This is a genomic window from Methylorubrum rhodesianum, assembly GCF_014199985.1.
GTDB lineage: Bacteria > Pseudomonadota > Alphaproteobacteria > Rhizobiales > Beijerinckiaceae > Methylobacterium > Methylobacterium rhodesianum.
This window is the reverse complement of record NZ_JACHOS010000009.1, coordinates 210810-226191: the sequence shown is the minus strand read 5'-3', so window position 1 is coordinate 226191 and position 15382 is coordinate 210810. Positions and strand designations below refer to the sequence as shown.

Annotated in this window: 12 protein-coding genes; 9 read left to right on the top strand and 3 right to left on the bottom strand. The window is 70.3% G+C overall.

Annotation, left to right across the window (positions count from 1 at the left end; genetic code table 11):
• Positions 1 to 3: 3 nt before the first annotated feature.
• Positions 4 to 642, bottom strand: coding sequence for a septum site-determining protein MinC (minC, locus tag HNR01_RS15120; RefSeq protein WP_017486934.1), 639 nt, complete (start codon positions 640 to 642; stop codon positions 4 to 6).
• A 420-nt stretch (positions 643 to 1062) separates the two neighbouring features.
• Here minC (HNR01_RS15120) and HNR01_RS15115 point away from each other — a divergent pair, with 420 nt between their 5' ends.
• A complete protein-coding gene (locus HNR01_RS15115; protein WP_183668369.1) occupies positions 1063 to 2751 on the top strand; it encodes a methyl-accepting chemotaxis protein in 1689 nt (562 codons plus the stop codon).
• A gap of 266 nt (positions 2752 to 3017) precedes the next feature.
• Here the strand turns inward: HNR01_RS15115 and typA are convergent, their stop codons facing one another.
• Positions 3018 to 4844: a translational GTPase TypA gene (gene typA / locus HNR01_RS15110; protein WP_017486932.1), complete on the bottom strand. Its 1827-nt coding sequence runs from the start codon at positions 4842 to 4844 to the stop codon at positions 3018 to 3020.
• Between the two features lie 220 nt (positions 4845 to 5064).
• Between typA and HNR01_RS15105 the strand changes: the two genes are divergently transcribed.
• From HNR01_RS15105 to HNR01_RS15070, 8 genes are all read left to right on the top strand, one after another.
• Positions 5065 to 5823, top strand: a complete 759-nt coding sequence (locus HNR01_RS15105) for a class I SAM-dependent methyltransferase (protein ID WP_183668367.1) — start codon at positions 5065 to 5067, stop codon at positions 5821 to 5823.
• A gap of 153 nt (positions 5824 to 5976) precedes the next feature.
• Positions 5977 to 6708, top strand: coding sequence for a septum site-determining protein MinC (gene minC / locus HNR01_RS15100; protein WP_183668366.1), 732 nt, complete (start codon positions 5977 to 5979; stop codon positions 6706 to 6708).
• A gap of 264 nt (positions 6709 to 6972) precedes the next feature.
• Positions 6973 to 7971, top strand: a complete 999-nt coding sequence (locus tag HNR01_RS15095) for an ABC transporter substrate-binding protein (protein WP_153876166.1) — start codon at positions 6973 to 6975, stop codon at positions 7969 to 7971.
• A gap of 10 nt (positions 7972 to 7981) precedes the next feature.
• On the top strand, positions 7982 to 8800 hold the full coding sequence (locus HNR01_RS15090; protein ID WP_183668364.1) for an ABC transporter permease: 819 nt from the start codon (positions 7982 to 7984) through the stop codon (positions 8798 to 8800).
• Positions 8801 to 8808: 8 nt separating this feature from the next.
• Positions 8809 to 9699 carry an ABC transporter ATP-binding protein gene (locus HNR01_RS15085; protein ID WP_183668361.1) on the top strand — a complete coding sequence of 297 codons (891 nt, stop codon included), beginning with the start codon at positions 8809 to 8811 and terminating at the stop codon, positions 9697 to 9699.
• Between the two features lie 242 nt (positions 9700 to 9941).
• Positions 9942 to 11819, top strand: coding sequence for a sensor histidine kinase (locus HNR01_RS15080; protein WP_183668359.1), 1878 nt, complete (start codon positions 9942 to 9944; stop codon positions 11817 to 11819).
• Positions 11809 to 13167, top strand: coding sequence for a sigma-54-dependent transcriptional regulator (locus tag HNR01_RS15075; protein ID WP_183668357.1), 1359 nt, complete (start codon positions 11809 to 11811; stop codon positions 13165 to 13167). Before HNR01_RS15080 ends, HNR01_RS15075 begins: the two co-directional genes overlap by 11 nt.
• A gap of 27 nt (positions 13168 to 13194) precedes the next feature.
• Positions 13195 to 14025: a beta-keto acid cleavage family enzyme gene (locus HNR01_RS15070; RefSeq protein ID WP_183668355.1), complete on the top strand. Its 831-nt coding sequence runs from the start codon at positions 13195 to 13197 to the stop codon at positions 14023 to 14025.
• 222 nt (positions 14026 to 14247) lie between these two features.
• Here HNR01_RS15070 and HNR01_RS15065 read toward each other — a convergent pair whose 3' ends face one another.
• Positions 14248 to 14892, bottom strand: coding sequence for an HdeD family acid-resistance protein (locus tag HNR01_RS15065; protein ID WP_183668353.1), 645 nt, complete (start codon positions 14890 to 14892; stop codon positions 14248 to 14250).
• Positions 14893 to 15382: the final 490 nt, after the last annotated feature.

Sequence of the window (15382 nt, the reverse complement as noted above, 5' to 3'; positions counted from 1 at the left end):
CCCTTAACCCAAGGCTGCGATTCTGATCGCGCCGCCGTCGTTCCAGATCTGGACTGCTTGGCCGCGCAGGTGAGTGCCCATGTCCTCGGCCGTGCGGACGAGGCGGTCGATGCCGAGAAGCTCGGGCTCGAACTTGCGGCAGTAGATGCGTGCGCGAGGGTTGCGGGCGGCGCCCGCGATGGCCCGCCCGCGCAGGGCGCCGTAGACGTGGATGGAGCCGCCCGCGAGGATCTCGGCGCCCGAGGACACCGAGCCCATCACGGTCACGTCCCCCTCGCGGTGGACGATGCTCTGTCCCGAGCGCACCGAGCCCTCGATGGTGAGGGACGACACGCCCGGCTTCTCTTCCTCGAAGGCGGGTGCCTCGAAGGCATCGCCGGCGGGACGACCGCCGACGAGTCGCGGCGGCAGGAGCGCGGGCAGCGGAGCATCCGCACCCTCGATCCCGAGGATGCGGAGCTTGCGGGCCGACAGCTCGGCGATCAGGCTCTCCAACTCGGACGGCGCGGCTTTCAGGCCGGCGACGTCGAGGATCACGGCCCGGTCGTCGAACAGCGTGGCCGATCGCTTCAGGGCTGCGTCCAGCAGGGCGAGCCAATCGGCGAGAGGGGCTTCCGGCGCCAGCGAGACGGCGCGGAACACGCGGCCTCGCAGGGGCAGTGAAGGGCGGGTGGGAGCGGGGCTGGTCACGGGCGTTGACGTTTCCTTACCGACACGCCCATTGACCGCCGGGATGGTTACCGGGGGGTTAATTTTTAAGCGCACCGGGCAAGAATTGCCGGGCAAGATGTTCCACTCGTGCCCGCTCCGTCAGGAAAAGTCTCGTCCAGACAAGCGCTTGGCCGAAATGTGCCAGCAGAAACGATCCTTCGTCCCGCCTGTGCCCGTGGGATCGCCGGATCCTGTGATCGGTGCGAATCAGGCAATTCGTTTCCACTCCCGCGCGACACGAGCGCACAATTAGCTTGTTCAAGCCCGAATTAACCGGGCCTTAGGCGCTGAAAGCCATCATTTGTTTAAGCGCTGCCGCCGGGTAGCGCATTTGCCTTTCGGGTCAGCGTCATGCGTGCCATCGCCAACCTCTCCATCATCGCGAAACTCGTCGCCGTCTTCGCGTTGGTTCTCTTCGCCGTCTGCGGCTCCACGTTCATCAGCTGGCGTAGCCTCGGCACGATCGAGGAAGCCACCCGCTGGCGCGACCACACCTACCAGGTTCTGCTCGAACTCGACCGCTTGACGGGCAGCATGGTGGATCGGGAGACGGGCCTGCGCGGCTACCTCGTCTCGGCCGATCCCGCCTTTCTCGAACCGTTCAACGCCGGAGCCAAGGCCTATGCCGAGACGCTGGGCCGGCTGCGCACGCTCGTCGCCGACAACGCCGAGCAACAGCACCGCCTCGACGCCCTCGACGCCGCCGCCGGCCAGTGGAGCCGCGACGTCGCCGAGCGCGAGATCGCGCTGATGCGCGACGAGGGGACCCGGGAGCAGGCGCGCCGGATCGAGGCTTCCGGTGCCGGCAAGACCGCCATGGACACGGTGCGCCGGATCGCCGCCGCGATGGCCGGCGCCGAGGCGGGCCTTCTGGAGACGCGCGCGCGGATCGCCGAAGAGGCCGCGACCGCCTCCCGCTTCGCCGTCGCCGCCGGCCTCGCGGCGCTGCTGGTCGTTGCCGGCCTCGGCATTCTGCTGCTGCACGGCTTCGTCGTGCGCCCGGTTCGCCGGATGACCGGGCTGATGAGCCGCCTCGCGGAAGGCGATGCGAGCGTCGAGATCCCGTTCCGTGAGCGCCGGGAGGAAATCGGCGCGATGGCGAAGGCGGTTCAGGTGTTCAAGGACAACCTGATCCGTACCCGGGCCCTGGAGGAGGAGACCGCTCTGGCGCGGGCCGGCGCCGAGGCGCAGCGCAAGGCGGCGATGCGCGAGATGGCCGACAGCTTCGAGCAGGCGGTGAGCAGCATCGTCGGCACCGTCTCCGCCGCCGCCACCGAGCTGCAGGCGACCGCCCAGAGCATGGAGGGCACCGCCTCGCAGACGGCCTCGCAGTCGAACGCCGCCGCCGCCGCGGCGGAAGAGGCGGCGACGAATGTCGGCACGGTCGCCGCGGCGGCCGAGGAACTCGGCGCCTCGGTGCAGGAAATCGCCCGGCAGGTCACCGGCTCGACCACGCTCGCGCGCAACGCCGTGGTCGAGGCCGAGGGCACCGCGCAACTGGTGCAGGATCTGAGCGTCGCCGCGGCCAAGATCGGCGACGTGGTGGGGCTGATCTCCACCATCGCCGGCCAGACCAACCTTCTGGCGCTGAACGCCACGATCGAGGCCGCTCGCGCCGGCGAGGCGGGCCGGGGCTTCGCCGTCGTCGCCTCGGAGGTCAAGGAGCTGGCCAACCAGACCGCGCGGGCGACGGACGAGATCTCCGGCCAGATCGGGCAGGTGCAGGCCATCACCGGACAGGCGGTCGCGGCCATCGGCGACATCGCGGCCCGCATCCGCGAGATCGATGGGCTCGCCGGCTCCATCGCCGCGGCGGTCGAGGAGCAGGGGGCGGCGACCCAGGAGATCGTGCGCAACGTCTCCGAGGCGTCCGCCGGCACCGGCGCGGTGACGGGCAACGTCGCGCGCGTCGCGGCGGCGGCCGAGGAGACCGGGGCGGCGGCGAGCCAGGTGCTGGTCTCGGCCTCCGAACTGTCGCGCCAGTCCGAACATCTCGACGGCCAGGTCCGCCACTTCCTCTACACGGTTCGCGCCGCCTAGAGCATCATCCCGAAAGGTGGTGTGCGGCTTTCGGAAAAAGATGATGCAAAAACAGATCCCTAGCGCATCGTGCTGGATCCGATATCCAGCACGATGCGCTAGGGCGATCACCGCCCGGACCAATGCCCCCCTCGCCCCGCTGGCGGGGAGGGGGAAGCCGGCGCCGCACGCACGCGTTCCTGCGGGCAACGGACGCCCAAGAAAAAAGGCCCCGGTGCGTTCGCCGCACCGGGGCCTTCTCGTTGTCGTCGAACCGGACGCGGCGCTTAGGCCGACAGCGCTTCCTTCGAGCGCTCGAAGCGCTTGCGCTCGTTCGGGTCGAGATGGATCTTGCGCAGCCGGATCGACTTCGGCGTGACTTCCATCAGTTCGTCGTCCTGAATCCAGGCCAGCGCCTTTTCCAGCGTCATCCGGATCGGCGGCGTCAGGCGCACCGCCTCGTCCTTCGAGGTGGTGCGGATGTTGGTGAGCTTCTTGCCCTTGAGCACGTTCACCTCGAGGTCGTTCTCGCGGTTGTGCTCGCCGACGATCATGCCCTGATAGACCTTGGCGCCGGGCTCGATCATCATCGGGCCGCGATCCTCGAGGTTCCACATGGCGTAGGCCACGGCCTCACCCTTGTCGTTCGAGATCAGCACGCCATTGCGGCGGCCGGCGATCTCGCCCTTGTAAGGCTCGTAGGCCTTGAACAGGCGGTTCATGATCGCGGTGCCGCGGGTGTCGGTCATCAGCTCGCCCTGGTAGCCGATGAGGCCGCGGGTCGGGGCGTGGAAGACGAGCCGGAGACGGTTGCCGCCCGAGGGCCGCATCTCGATCATCTCGGCCTTGCGCTCGGACATCTTCTGCACGACGACGCCCGAATACTCCTCGTCGACGTCGATCACGACCTCCTCGACCGGCTCCAGGATCTCGCCGGCCTCGTCCTTCTCCAGGACGACGCGGGGACGCGACACCGCGATCTCGAAGCCCTCGCGGCGCATGGTCTCGATCAGGATCGAGAGCTGCAGCTCGCCGCGGCCGGAGACGTAGAACGAGTCCTTGTCGGCGGCTTCCTCGATCTTGAGCGTGACGTTGCCCTCGGCCTCCTTGAACAGGCGGTCGCGGATCATGCGGCTCGTGACCTTGTCGCCCTCGGTGCCGGCCAGCGGCGAGTCGTTGACGATGAACGACATGGTGACGGTCGGCGGGTCGATCGGCTGGGCCTGGATCGGCTCGTTGACGGCGGGATCGCAGAAGGTATCCGCCACGGTGCCCTTGAGCAGACCGGCGATGGAGACGATGTCGCCCGCCTCACCCACGTCGATGGGAGCGCGCTCCAGGCCGCGGAAGGCGAGGATCTTCGAGACGCGACCGGTCTCCACGACCTTGCCGTCGCGCGAGAGCACCTTGATCGACTGGTTCGGCTTGACCGTGCCCGACGCGATGCGCCCGGTGATGATGCGGCCGAGGAACGGGTTGGCTTCGAGCAGCGTGCCGAGCATCCGGAACGGACCCTCCTCGACGCGGGCCTGCGGCACGTGCTTGAGCACGAGGTCGAACAGCGGCGCGAGGCCGACATCCGGCGAGGCGTCGGGCGATTCGGCCATCCAGCCGTTGCGGCCCGACCCGTAGAGGATCGGGAAGTCGAGCTGCTCGTCGGTGGCGTCGAGCGCCGCGAACAGGTCGAACACCTCGTTCACGACCTCGTTGATGCGCGCGTCCGGGCGATCGACCTTGTTGATCGCGACGATCGGGCGAAGACCGATCTTGAGCGCCTTGCCGACCACGAACTTGGTCTGCGGCATCGGGCCTTCGGCGGCGTCGACCAGCACGATCACGCCATCGACCATCGAGAGGATGCGCTCCACCTCGCCGCCGAAATCGGCGTGGCCGGGAGTGTCGACGATGTTGACGCGGGTGTCCTGCCAGACGACCGAGGTCGCCTTGGCGAGAATCGTGATGCCGCGCTCCTTCTCGAGGTCGTTCGAATCCATCGCCCGCTCCTCGACCCGCTGGTTTTCGCGGAAGGTGCCGGACTGCTGGAGCAGCTTGTCGACCAGCGTTGTCTTGCCATGGTCGACGTGGGCGATGATGGCGATGTTGCGCAGCTTCATCGGGGTCTCGAAAACGTTCGGAAACGTGGAGCCCGGCCATAAAGCGGCGTGTCGCGGGCCGTGCTTCGACGGTCGTGACGCCAGTGTACGGATTCGGGCGGTATCGCGTCGCAATATAAGCTGGCGGTCGATCCGGCAAGTGCGGGCAGGCCGCCCTGCGACGAGGTCACACCCGCCGAGGGGACATGTCTGGCGATCCGGGAGGACAGGGACCATCCGCATGAGCGCGTTCAAGGATCACTTCTCGGACGTGAGCGCCGGCTACGCCGCCCACCGACCGACCTATCCGGCGGCGTTGGTGGATTTTCTCGCGGACGCGGCGCCCGGACGGGACCTCGCCCTCGATGTCGGCTGCGGAACCGGCCAGCTCTCGACGCGTCTGGCCGAGCGATTCGCGGCGGTGGTCGCCACCGATGCCAGCGCCGGGCAGATCGCGGCGGCGACGCCGGATGACCGGGTCCGATACCGTGCGGCTCCCGCCGAACGATCCGGCCTGCCGGATGCGAGCGCCGATCTCGTGACCGTCGCCCAGGCGGCGCACTGGCTCGACCTCGATCCGTTCTACGACGAGGTGCGCCGCGTCGCCCGCCCCGGGGCGGTGCTGGCCCTGATCACCTACGGCGTGCTGCATGTGTCGGACGCGGCCGCCGACCGCGTGGTCCGGCACTTCTACGACGCGGTGATCGGACCTTTCTGGCCGCCGGAACGCCGGCATGTCGAGGACGGCTACCGCTCTCTGCCCTTTCCCTTCCCGGCGCTGGACGCGCCGAGGCTCAGCATCGCGGTGGCGTGGCGCCTGGAGGACCTGATCGGCTATGTCGGGACGTGGTCGGCGGTGCGGGCGGCGGAGACGGCCGTCGGCGATGGGCCGATCGAGGCTTTCCGCGCGGCCCTGGCCGCGGCGTGGGGCGATCCGGCCACGCTCAGGCGCGTCACCTTTCCGCTCTCCCTCCGGGTCGGCCGCGTCGGGGGCGGGTGAGGCCGAGAGCCCCGCAGGAAGCCGGTTCGGCAGTGCCGGGGTCAGGCGGCAGGCCCGGACGCCTTTGTTGTTGAGGAGGGCGCGCCCGCATGCGGCGCGGCCCGCGATCTGCCATAAGCTGACCGGCATGATCCCTTCACCGCGAACCTGCCCGTGACCGACCGTCCTCCGATCCGCTTCCGCGGCCGATCCTTCCTGGCGATGGTGCTGGCCCCCGTGCCGCCGATCGATCAGTGGCTCGCCGAACTCGACGCGCTCAAGCAGCGGGCGCCCGCCTTCTTCTCGGTGCGGGCGATCATCCTCGACGTGACCGGCCTGCGCTTCGAGCGCTCGGATCTCGCCCAGCTCTGCGAGGAGCTGAACCGGCGCTCGATTACCATCCTCGGCATCGAGGGGATCGGCCCGACCTCGCTCGGGCCGGGCTTCCCGCCGCCGCTGGTGGGCGGCAAGCCGGTCGAGGACATCGCCCCGCCCGAGCCCGGTGCCGCGACGCCTGAGGCTCCCGCCGCCCAGGCTTCGGCCCCCGCGCTGGTGGCGCCGCCGGCGCCGTCCCGGCCGCGCTCCTTCGTCCTCGACGCGCCGGTGCGCTCGGGGCAGGTGATCCAGCATCTCGACGGCGACGTCACCGTGCTCGGCTCGGTGGCCTCCGGCGCGGAGGTGATCGCCGGCGGCTCGATCCACGTCTACGGAGCCCTGCGCGGCCGGGCGATCGCCGGCGCTGTAGGCGATCCGGGCGCGCGCATCCTCGCCCGCAAGTTCGAGCCGGAACTCATCGCCATCGACGGCCTTTACAAAACCGCAGACGATCTCGGGGGCGCCCGCTGGGGACAGGCCGTCCAGGCACGGCTCGAAGGGGACGCGATCATCCTCGTGCCGTTCGACTGACGTCGCGGCTCTGGTCCGCGCGGCCCCCTCCCTTTCATCCATGGTGCCGACATGCTGGCGGCGGATTTCCGCCGCCCCTTCGGCTCTGATGGCGGGAATCCGCCGCCGCCTGGCGCGGGATATCGGCCGGCCGATCGAAGAAACACCATGCGTCGCAAGTGCTTGCATGAAGATGAGCGCATCCTGCATGGCTGGCATGCACTCTGCAGAAGAGCTGGGGCCATCCGCACCGGCCGCAGAGCCGGGCCATCAGGGAGAAACCCCTTGCTCGACCGTCTTCGTCTGTCGCGTCGCCGCCTCGCGTCCCTCGCCGTCGCGACCGCCGCCCTGCTCGCGCCGCTCCCGCTCTCCGCGCAGGAAGTGATCCGCGTCGGCAACCTGAAGCTCGCCCACTTCGCCGGCGTCTCCTACGTCAAGGAGATCGCCAAGGAGTGCGGCATCGCCGTCGATCTCAAGATCTTCGCCAAGGGCCCGGACATCATGCAGGCGATGCTCGCCGGCGAACTCGATGTCGGCGCCACCGCCTCCGAAGCCGCGATCTCGGCCCGCGGCAACGGCGCGCCCGTCACCATCGTCGGCGGCTTCGCCCGCGGCGGCGCCCGCCTGCTCGCGACGCCGGAATCCGGCATCAAGTCGGCGGCCGATCTCAAGGGCAAGAAGGTCGGCGTCACCCGCGGTTCGATCCAGGAGGTGCTGCTCGGCGCCGAGATGGCCAAGCACGGCCTGAAGAACCGCGACGTCAACCTGATCTTCCTCGGCTATCCCGACCTCAACCAGGCGCTGCTGCAGAAGCAGGTCGACGCGATCATGCAGACCGAGCCGCAATCGGCCCAGGCCATCGCCCGCGGCTTCGGCGTCGAGGTGATCAAGCCCTACGACACCCCGGTCGGCTCGCCGATCCGCACGCTGGTGATGACGGAGAAGTTCTACAACGAGAAAAAGCCTCTCGCGGCCAAGTTCATGGAGTGCTTCGTGAAGGCGCAGAAGACCTTCATGGACGATCCGAAGGCGGCCGAGACCTTCGTCACGCAGGACGTGTTCAAGGGTCAGCTCACCGGCCCCGAATTCCAGGAGGCGCTCGCCAACTCGCCCTACACCCTGGATATGAGCGCCGACCACATCCAGAAGACCACCGACGTCATGGCCGAGCACGGCATCGGCAAGATGTCGAAGCCGGCCAAGGCCGTCGATTGGGTGAAGCTCGACCTGCTGGAGGCCGCCAAGGCTTCCGTCGGCACGAAGACGTCCGCCGGCGCGAAGTGAGGAGGTTTCCATGAACGCCCGCCTCAAACCCCTGGCCGAGGGCTTCGCGGTCCCCATCGCCGTTCTCGTGATCTGGCAGCTCGCCTGCACCGCCGGGCTCGTCAACCCGATGGTCCTGCCCTCGCCCGCCGCGGTCGCGGCGCGCTGGTGGGCCTATCTCGCGCCGCTCGAAGCCTATGATCCGGCCCACGGCTCGTGGTTCCTCTGGCTGTTCTCCGGCGAGATGCTGCACGACGCGATGGCCTCGCTCTATCGCGTCGTCGTCGGCTTCCTCGTCGGCGCCGGGCTCGCCCTGCCGCTCGGCCTGTTCATGGGCACGAGCGACGTGATCTACCGCCACATCAACCCCTTGATGCAGGTGCTGCGGCCGATCCCGCCGATCGCCTACATCCCGCTCTCGATCCTGTGGTTCGGCCTCGGCAACGCGCCCGCCGTGTTCCTCATCGCCATCGGCGCCTTCTTCCCGGTGCTGATGAACACCATCGCCGGCGTGCGGCACGTGGACGGGATCTACATCCGCGCCGCCCGCAGCCTGGGCGCGAGCCGGATGACGATCTTCCGCCGGGTCATCCTGCCGGCGGCCACCCCCTACATCCTGTCGGGGGCGCGGATCGGTATCGGCACCGCCTTCATCGTGGTGATCGTGGCCGAGATGATCGCGGTCAACAATGGGCTGGGCTTCCGCATCCTCGAGGCGCGCGAGTACTTCTGGTCCGACAAGATCATCGCCGGGATGCTGACCATCGGGGCGCTGGGCCTCCTCATCGACATGGGCGTCAGCCGTCTGAACAACCACCTGCTCCGCTGGCACCGCGGCCTGGAATCGTGAGGGAGACCATGTCCGTGCAACCGCATCCCATCGACGCCGTCACGCAGCGCGCCGTGCCGGTCGCCCCGCCGGCCGCCCCATCCCTGGCCGCCGCCCCCTCGCACGCCGCCCCGCACATCGTGGTGACCGGCGTCGACAAGGTCTTCCCCGTCCCCGGCGGCGAGGTCGTCGCCCTCAAGGACATCGACCTCACCATCAACCGCGGTGAGTTCGTCTGCCTGCTGGGCCCGTCCGGCTGCGGGAAGTCGACGCTGCTCAACGCCATCGCCGGCTTCTCGCACCCGACCCGCGGCGGCATCACCGTCGACGGCACCAAGGTCGCCGAGCCCGGTCCCGACCGGGGCATGGTGTTCCAGGAATACGCGCTGTTCCCCTGGATGAGCGTGGCGCAGAACATCGCCTTCGGCCTCGAGATCAAGGGGATGGGCCGCGCCGCGATCGAGGCGCGGGTGGCCGAACTCCTCGAGATGCTCAAGCTCACCGAGTTCCGCGACCGCTTCCCCAAGGATCTGTCCGGCGGCATGCGTCAGCGCGTGGCGATCGCCCGCGTGCTGGCGCTGGACAGCCCGGTGATGCTGATGGACGAGCCGTTCGGCGCGCTCGACGCCCTGACCCGTCGCTCGCTTCAGGACGAACTGCTGCGGATCTGGGCAGCCACCGGCAAGACCATCGTGTTCGTCACGCACTCGATCGAGGAATCGATCTATCTGGCCGACCGCATCGTGGTGCTGACCTACCGTCCCGGCACGATCAAGCGCGACATCCGGGTCGAGCTGCCGCGCCCGCGCGACAGCGCCTCGGCCGCCTTCAACGCCCTGAAGCGTGACCTCTCCGCCCTCGTCACCGCCGAGCAGCACCGCTTCGAGGAGGTCGAGATGAAGGGGCTGACGACGGATTGAGTCCGCTTCCGGTTGGAGCCGCCGACGAGGTTGGCGGCTCCCGCTTGCGGCCGTAATCCTATTCAATCCTCATTCTGAGGTGCCCGCGCGAGCGGGCCTCGAAGGATCTTCCAGATCGTGCGGGCTGGCTGGAGCCCCCTTCGAGGCCTCCGCTCCGGCACCGTCAGGATGGGGGTGGAGCGACGGATCGGCCCGTCGATCCATCGGGAGCATGCTGGCACGCACCGGCGCACAGAATCGCCATGCCCTTTCCCCGCGCCAAGGCCTTGCGTGCCCTGCTCCTCGCCGTGCTGGCGGTCGCGGCGATCCTCGTCGTGATCAAGGCGGGCGACGTGACCGAGGACCGCGTCGCCGCGAGCCTCGCCGGCGATGCCCGCCAGCGGGCGGAGATCTACGCCCAGAGCCTGGAGGGCGCCATCGAGCGCTTCGGCTTCCTGCCGGCGGCGGCGGCCCTCGATCCCCGGGTCCGGCAATTGCTGGCCGCGCCCGAGGATCCGGCGCAGGTCGCCACCGTCAACGCCTATCTCAAGCGGCTGAGCCGCGACGCCGGGGCCGGCGTCGTCTACCTGCTGGTCCCCTCCGGCCTGACCATCGCCGCCTCGAACTGGGACACGTCCCAGACCTATGTCGGCCAGGACTTCTCCTACCGGCCCTACTTCACGGAGGCGCGCGGCGGGCGGATCGGGCGGTTCTACGCCATCGGGACCCTCACCGGTGTGCCCGGCTACTTCATCAGCGCCCCGGTCGTCATCGACGGCGCCGTGCGCGGCGTGGTGGCGACCAAGGTCAGCCTCGATTCCATGGAGACGATCTGGCGCGAGGGCACCGACCGCGTGCTCGTGGCCGACGAGAACGGCATCGTCTTCCTCGCCTCCGACCCCACCCTCAAATTCCGCGCGACGGGGCCGCTCGACACCGCCGCCCGCGCGCGCATGGAGCGGACGCGCCAGTACGGGCGCGACGACTATCGCGTGATCGATCTCGGCCTGACGGAGACAGTGGGCGGCGTGCCGCTGGTCAGCCGGTCCGAGGCGGCGCCGCACGGTCGGGCCCTGTTCGAGCAGCAGGCCCTGCCGGCCTATGGCTGGACGCTGCTGCTCTTCGCCGACGCGGCGCCGGTGGCCATTGCCGGGCGCAGCGCCCGGGTCGGCGCGATCCTGGCGCTGGTCGTGCTCGGCCTGATCGGCCTCTACGGGAGTCAGCACCTGCGGCGGGTGCGCGAGAACCGCGCGGCGCAGCGCGAGCTCGAAGCCAAGGTCGCGGCCCGCACCGCCGATCTCAGCGCGGCCAATCTCAGGCTCGCGGGCGAGATCGAGGAGCGGACCCGCGCCGAGGCCAATCTCAGGGAGACCCAGGGCGAACTGGTCCAGGCCGCCAAGATGGCGACGCTGGGCCAGATGGCGGCCGGCATCACCCACGAGTTGAACCAGCCGCTCGCCGCGCTGCGGGGATTGGCCGACAATGCCTCCGCCTTCCTGCGCCAGGGCCGCGAGGCGGAGGCCGCCGCCAATCTGACCCGCATCGTGTCTCTCGTCGACCGGCTCGGCAAGATCACGGGGCAACTGCGCAGCTTCTCCCGCCGCTCGGGCACGGAGCGGGTCGCGGTCGATGTCGGTGCGGCGGTCTCGGAGAGTCTCGCGATCCTCTCCGCCCGCATCCGCGACGCGGGCGCGCGGATCACGACCGATCTCGATCCGGCGGCGCAGTGGGTGGTGTTCGAGCCGATCCGCCTGTCGCAGGTGCTGATCAACCTCGTCGGCAACGCCCTTGATGCCGTCAAGGGCCGTCCGGGGGCGGAGGTCGCGGTGCGCGCCTGGGCCGGGGAGGGGCAGGTCGTGCTCAGCGTCGAGGATAACGGGCCGGGGCTCGACGCGGCGGCGCTCACCCGCATCTTCGACCCGTTCTTCACCACCAAGCCGGCGGGGGAGGGGCTCGGCCTCGGCCTGCCGATCTCGCTGGCCATCGCCCGCGAGTTCGGCGCGACGCTCCAGCCCCGACCGATGCCCGGCGGGGGGCTCGCCTTCGACCTCGTGATGGACGTGGCGCGCGAGCCGGCTAAGGAGAGGCGTGAGGCGGCCGTGCCGGACAGGATGCGCCAGGGGATCAGCCATGTTTCCTGAGACGGAGCCGGCCTCCGCCGCGCGGGTCGTGCTCATCGACGACGAGGAGATGGTCCGCCTGTCCATGGAGCAGGCGCTTCAATTGGCCGGGATCGCGGTCGAGGCTTACGGCAGCGCCGAGGCGGCTCTCCCGGCCGTCACCCGGGACTTCTCCGGCATCGTCGTCAGCGACGTGCGCCTGCCGGGGCGCGACGGGCTCGAACTCCTCGCCGACATCCGCCGCCGCGACCCGGAACTGCCGGTGGTGCTCGTCACCGGCCACGGCGACATCGCCATGGCCGTCGCCGCCATGCGCGAGGGGGCCTACCACTTCATCGAGAAGCCCTTCGTCAACGATGCCTTCGTCGAGGTGGTCCGGCGTGCCCTGGAGAAGCGGGCGCTGGTGACCGAGAACCGCCGCCTGCGCAGCGCCCTCGACCGGGGCGACGCACCGGGCGGCGCGGTGGAGCGCTGCCTCGTCGGACAATCGCCGGCGATGCGGCGCCTGCGCGACGACGTCGCCTCGCTCGCCTCGGCCGCCGCCGACGTGCTGGTGCTCGGCGAGACCGGGGCCGGCAAGGAGCAGGTCGCCCGCGCCCTGCACGAGGGCGGCGCGCGGGCGGCCAAGCCCTTCGTGGCGATCAACTGCGGCGCCATCCCCGAGAGCATGTTCGAGAGCGAGATGTTCGGCCACGAGGCCGGCGCCTTCACGGGGGCGGGCAAGCGCCGCATCGGCAAGGTCGAGCACGCCAGCGGCGGCACGCTCTTTCTCGACGAGGTCGAGAGCATGCCGCTGGCGCTGCAGGTGAAGCTGCTGCGCGTGCTGCAGGAGCGGCGCATCGAGCGGCTCGGCTCCAATACCGGCGTGCCGGTCGACCTGCGGGTGGTCGCCGCCACCAAGGAGGATCTCGACGCGCTCTCGGAGGCCGGGCGCTTCCGCCGCGACCTGTTCTTCCGCCTCAACGTCGTGACGCTGATCCTGCCGCCGTTGCGCGAGCGCCGCGAGGACATCCCGCTCCTGTTCGAGCGGTTCCTCGTCCAGGCGGCGGTGAAGTACCAGCGCCCGGTGATCGAGGTTCCGCCTTCGCTGCGCCGCTCGCTGATGCTCGCCGACTGGCCGGGCAACGTGCGCGAGTTGAAGAACGCCGCCGAGCGGGCCGTGCTCGGTTTCCTCAGCCCGGATCTGGCCGGCGTTGCCGACGCGGCGCCGGGGCTCGACGCCCTGCTCGACCGGGTGGAGCGCCTCGTCATCGAGGACGCGCTCAAGGCCTCCGGCCAGCGCATCGCCGAGGCCGCCCGGGCGCTCGGCCTGCCGCGCAAGACGCTCTCCGACCGCATGCGGCGTCTGGGGCTGAGCGCGGGCGACTGAAATCCCTTCCAGCGAGAGATCGAACCCGTGACGCAAGACGCCGGCTGGCCGCCGCTCATTCTCGCCAACGCCCCCAACGGCGCCACCCGCACCAGGGCCGACCATCCGGCCCTGCCGATCACGCAGGCCGGGATCGCCCGCACCGCCGCCGAGGTCGCGGAAGCGGGGGCGGCCATGATCCACGTCCATGTCCGCGACGCACAAGGACGCCACCTCCTCGATGCGGACGCCTACCGCGCGCTCACCGCCGCGATCCGTGCGGAGGTGGGAGAGCGCCTCGTCGTGCAGATCACCTCGGAGGCCGCCGGGCGCTACGAGGCCCCGGAGCAGATGGCGGTGGTGCGCGCGGCGCGCCCCGAGGCGGTGTCGCTGGCGCTGCGCGAGATCGTGCCGGACGCCGCCGCCGAGGGTGCGGCGGCGGAATTCTTCGCCTTCGCCCGGCGCGAGCGCATCCTGCTTCAGGTCATCCTCTACGAGGCCGCCGAAGTGATCCGCTACGCCGAACTCAAACGCCGCGGCGTGCTCGGTGAGGGCGGGGATTTCCCGCTTTTCGTTCTCGGCCGCTACACCCCCGGCCAGGTCTCGCGGCCCGCCGACCTGCTGCCCTTCCTGGCCGCGGCGGGGGAGGGGCTGTCGCTCTGGGCGATCTGCGCCTTCGGCCCCCGCGAACAGGCCTGCGCGACCGTCGCCGCGGGCCTCGGCGGCCATGTGCGCGTCGGCTTCGAGAACAGCCTGCTCGCCCCCGACGGCCGCCCGGCCGAGAGCAACGCCGCCCAGATCCGCCGCGCCGCCGAGGGCGCGCGCGGGCTCGGGCGCCCGCTCGCCGATGCCGACACCGCGCGGGCGATGATGGCCTGACACCGTGTCCGCTTGATTGAAGCGGAAGGCCGCATCGGCCTGTTCGCGCCTTGCTTGAGCAGCGGCCGCATCCGCCATCCCGAAGGGATCGGCCGGAGCGGCGCGACGCGTGTCCATGTCCGGTTCGCCGCGCCTGGATGCGCTTCCTCGTGCCGCTCTGGCGGCCGCAGCCGGATCAGGTTCCGAACCGCGTCACCGTCGCTCGGTGCGGATGCCTCGCCCTCACCCCCGCCCCGCCGGCATCGTTCCGCCGGCCTCGGTGTGGCGGGAGCGCAGGCGGAAGCCGAGGATCAGCAGCATCACGCCGAAGGCCACGGCGTAGGCGCCGAGCCACCATGTCAGCACCAGCGCCGACATGCCGGGATTGATCAGCAGCACGATCCCGAACAGCACCGAGACGACGCCGCCCAGGCCCAGCCACCAGCGCCCGTAATGCGCGTGGAGGCGAAAGGCCGCCGCGATCATCAGCCCGCCGGAGAGGAGGGCCCAGGCCGCGACGAGGAGGACGAAGGCCCAGACCGCGGCGGCCGGCACGAGGAAGGCGGCGACGCCGACCACGAGGTCGAGCAGGCCTTCGAGCAGCAGGAAACCCCAGCGCTCGTGGCGCTGCGCCGCCCGCACCGCGGCGACGATGCCGAAGATGCCGTCGACCAGCATGTAGGCCGCGAAGAACAGCACCAGCGAGAGCACGAAGGCGCCCGGCGCGACGAAGGCGATGACGCCGAACAGGATCGCGAGGAGGCCGCGCAGGGCCACGAGCCACCAGTTGCGGGCCAGGACGGCGCTCATCGCATCGAGGCGCGCCGGTCCGGTCGGCGGCACTCCGGACGGACTCGCCATCCCGGAGACGTCGGATGATCCAGCCATCGAGCACACTCCTGCGCCAAATGCGGGCGGACCGGCGGGAGCAACCGGTCCGGCTCGCCCGCGAGCGAACACCCCATCCCTGCCGCAACGCAGCATCGCGCAGCCCGTTCCACAACCTCACATTCCAGAAGTTGTGCCGGGCGCCGTGCGGCCTCCCTTTCAGGTCGCGGTCGGCTGATATGCGCGCCGCGCCGGGGATGGAACTTCGGTCTCGTTCGTGTCTTCTGCAACCGAGGCGGGTTCACCCGAGGTTCGGCTCCGTTGGGCCGGCCTCTTTCGGCAAATTCCCCCGATGCTTGACGATCAGCGGCAGGCCGAGCCGGGCGTTGCGCCCGCGCGGCGGTCAGGAGAAGCGCCTGCGCGGGGCGCCGGGCCCGGTGACGAAGTGGATCGACCGGCTCAAGCCCTCAGGGAGGGCTCCGAACCGAACCGATCCGGCGATGGGGGCCAAGCTTCTGATGCGCCGGATTCCGATGCTTCGGACGACGAG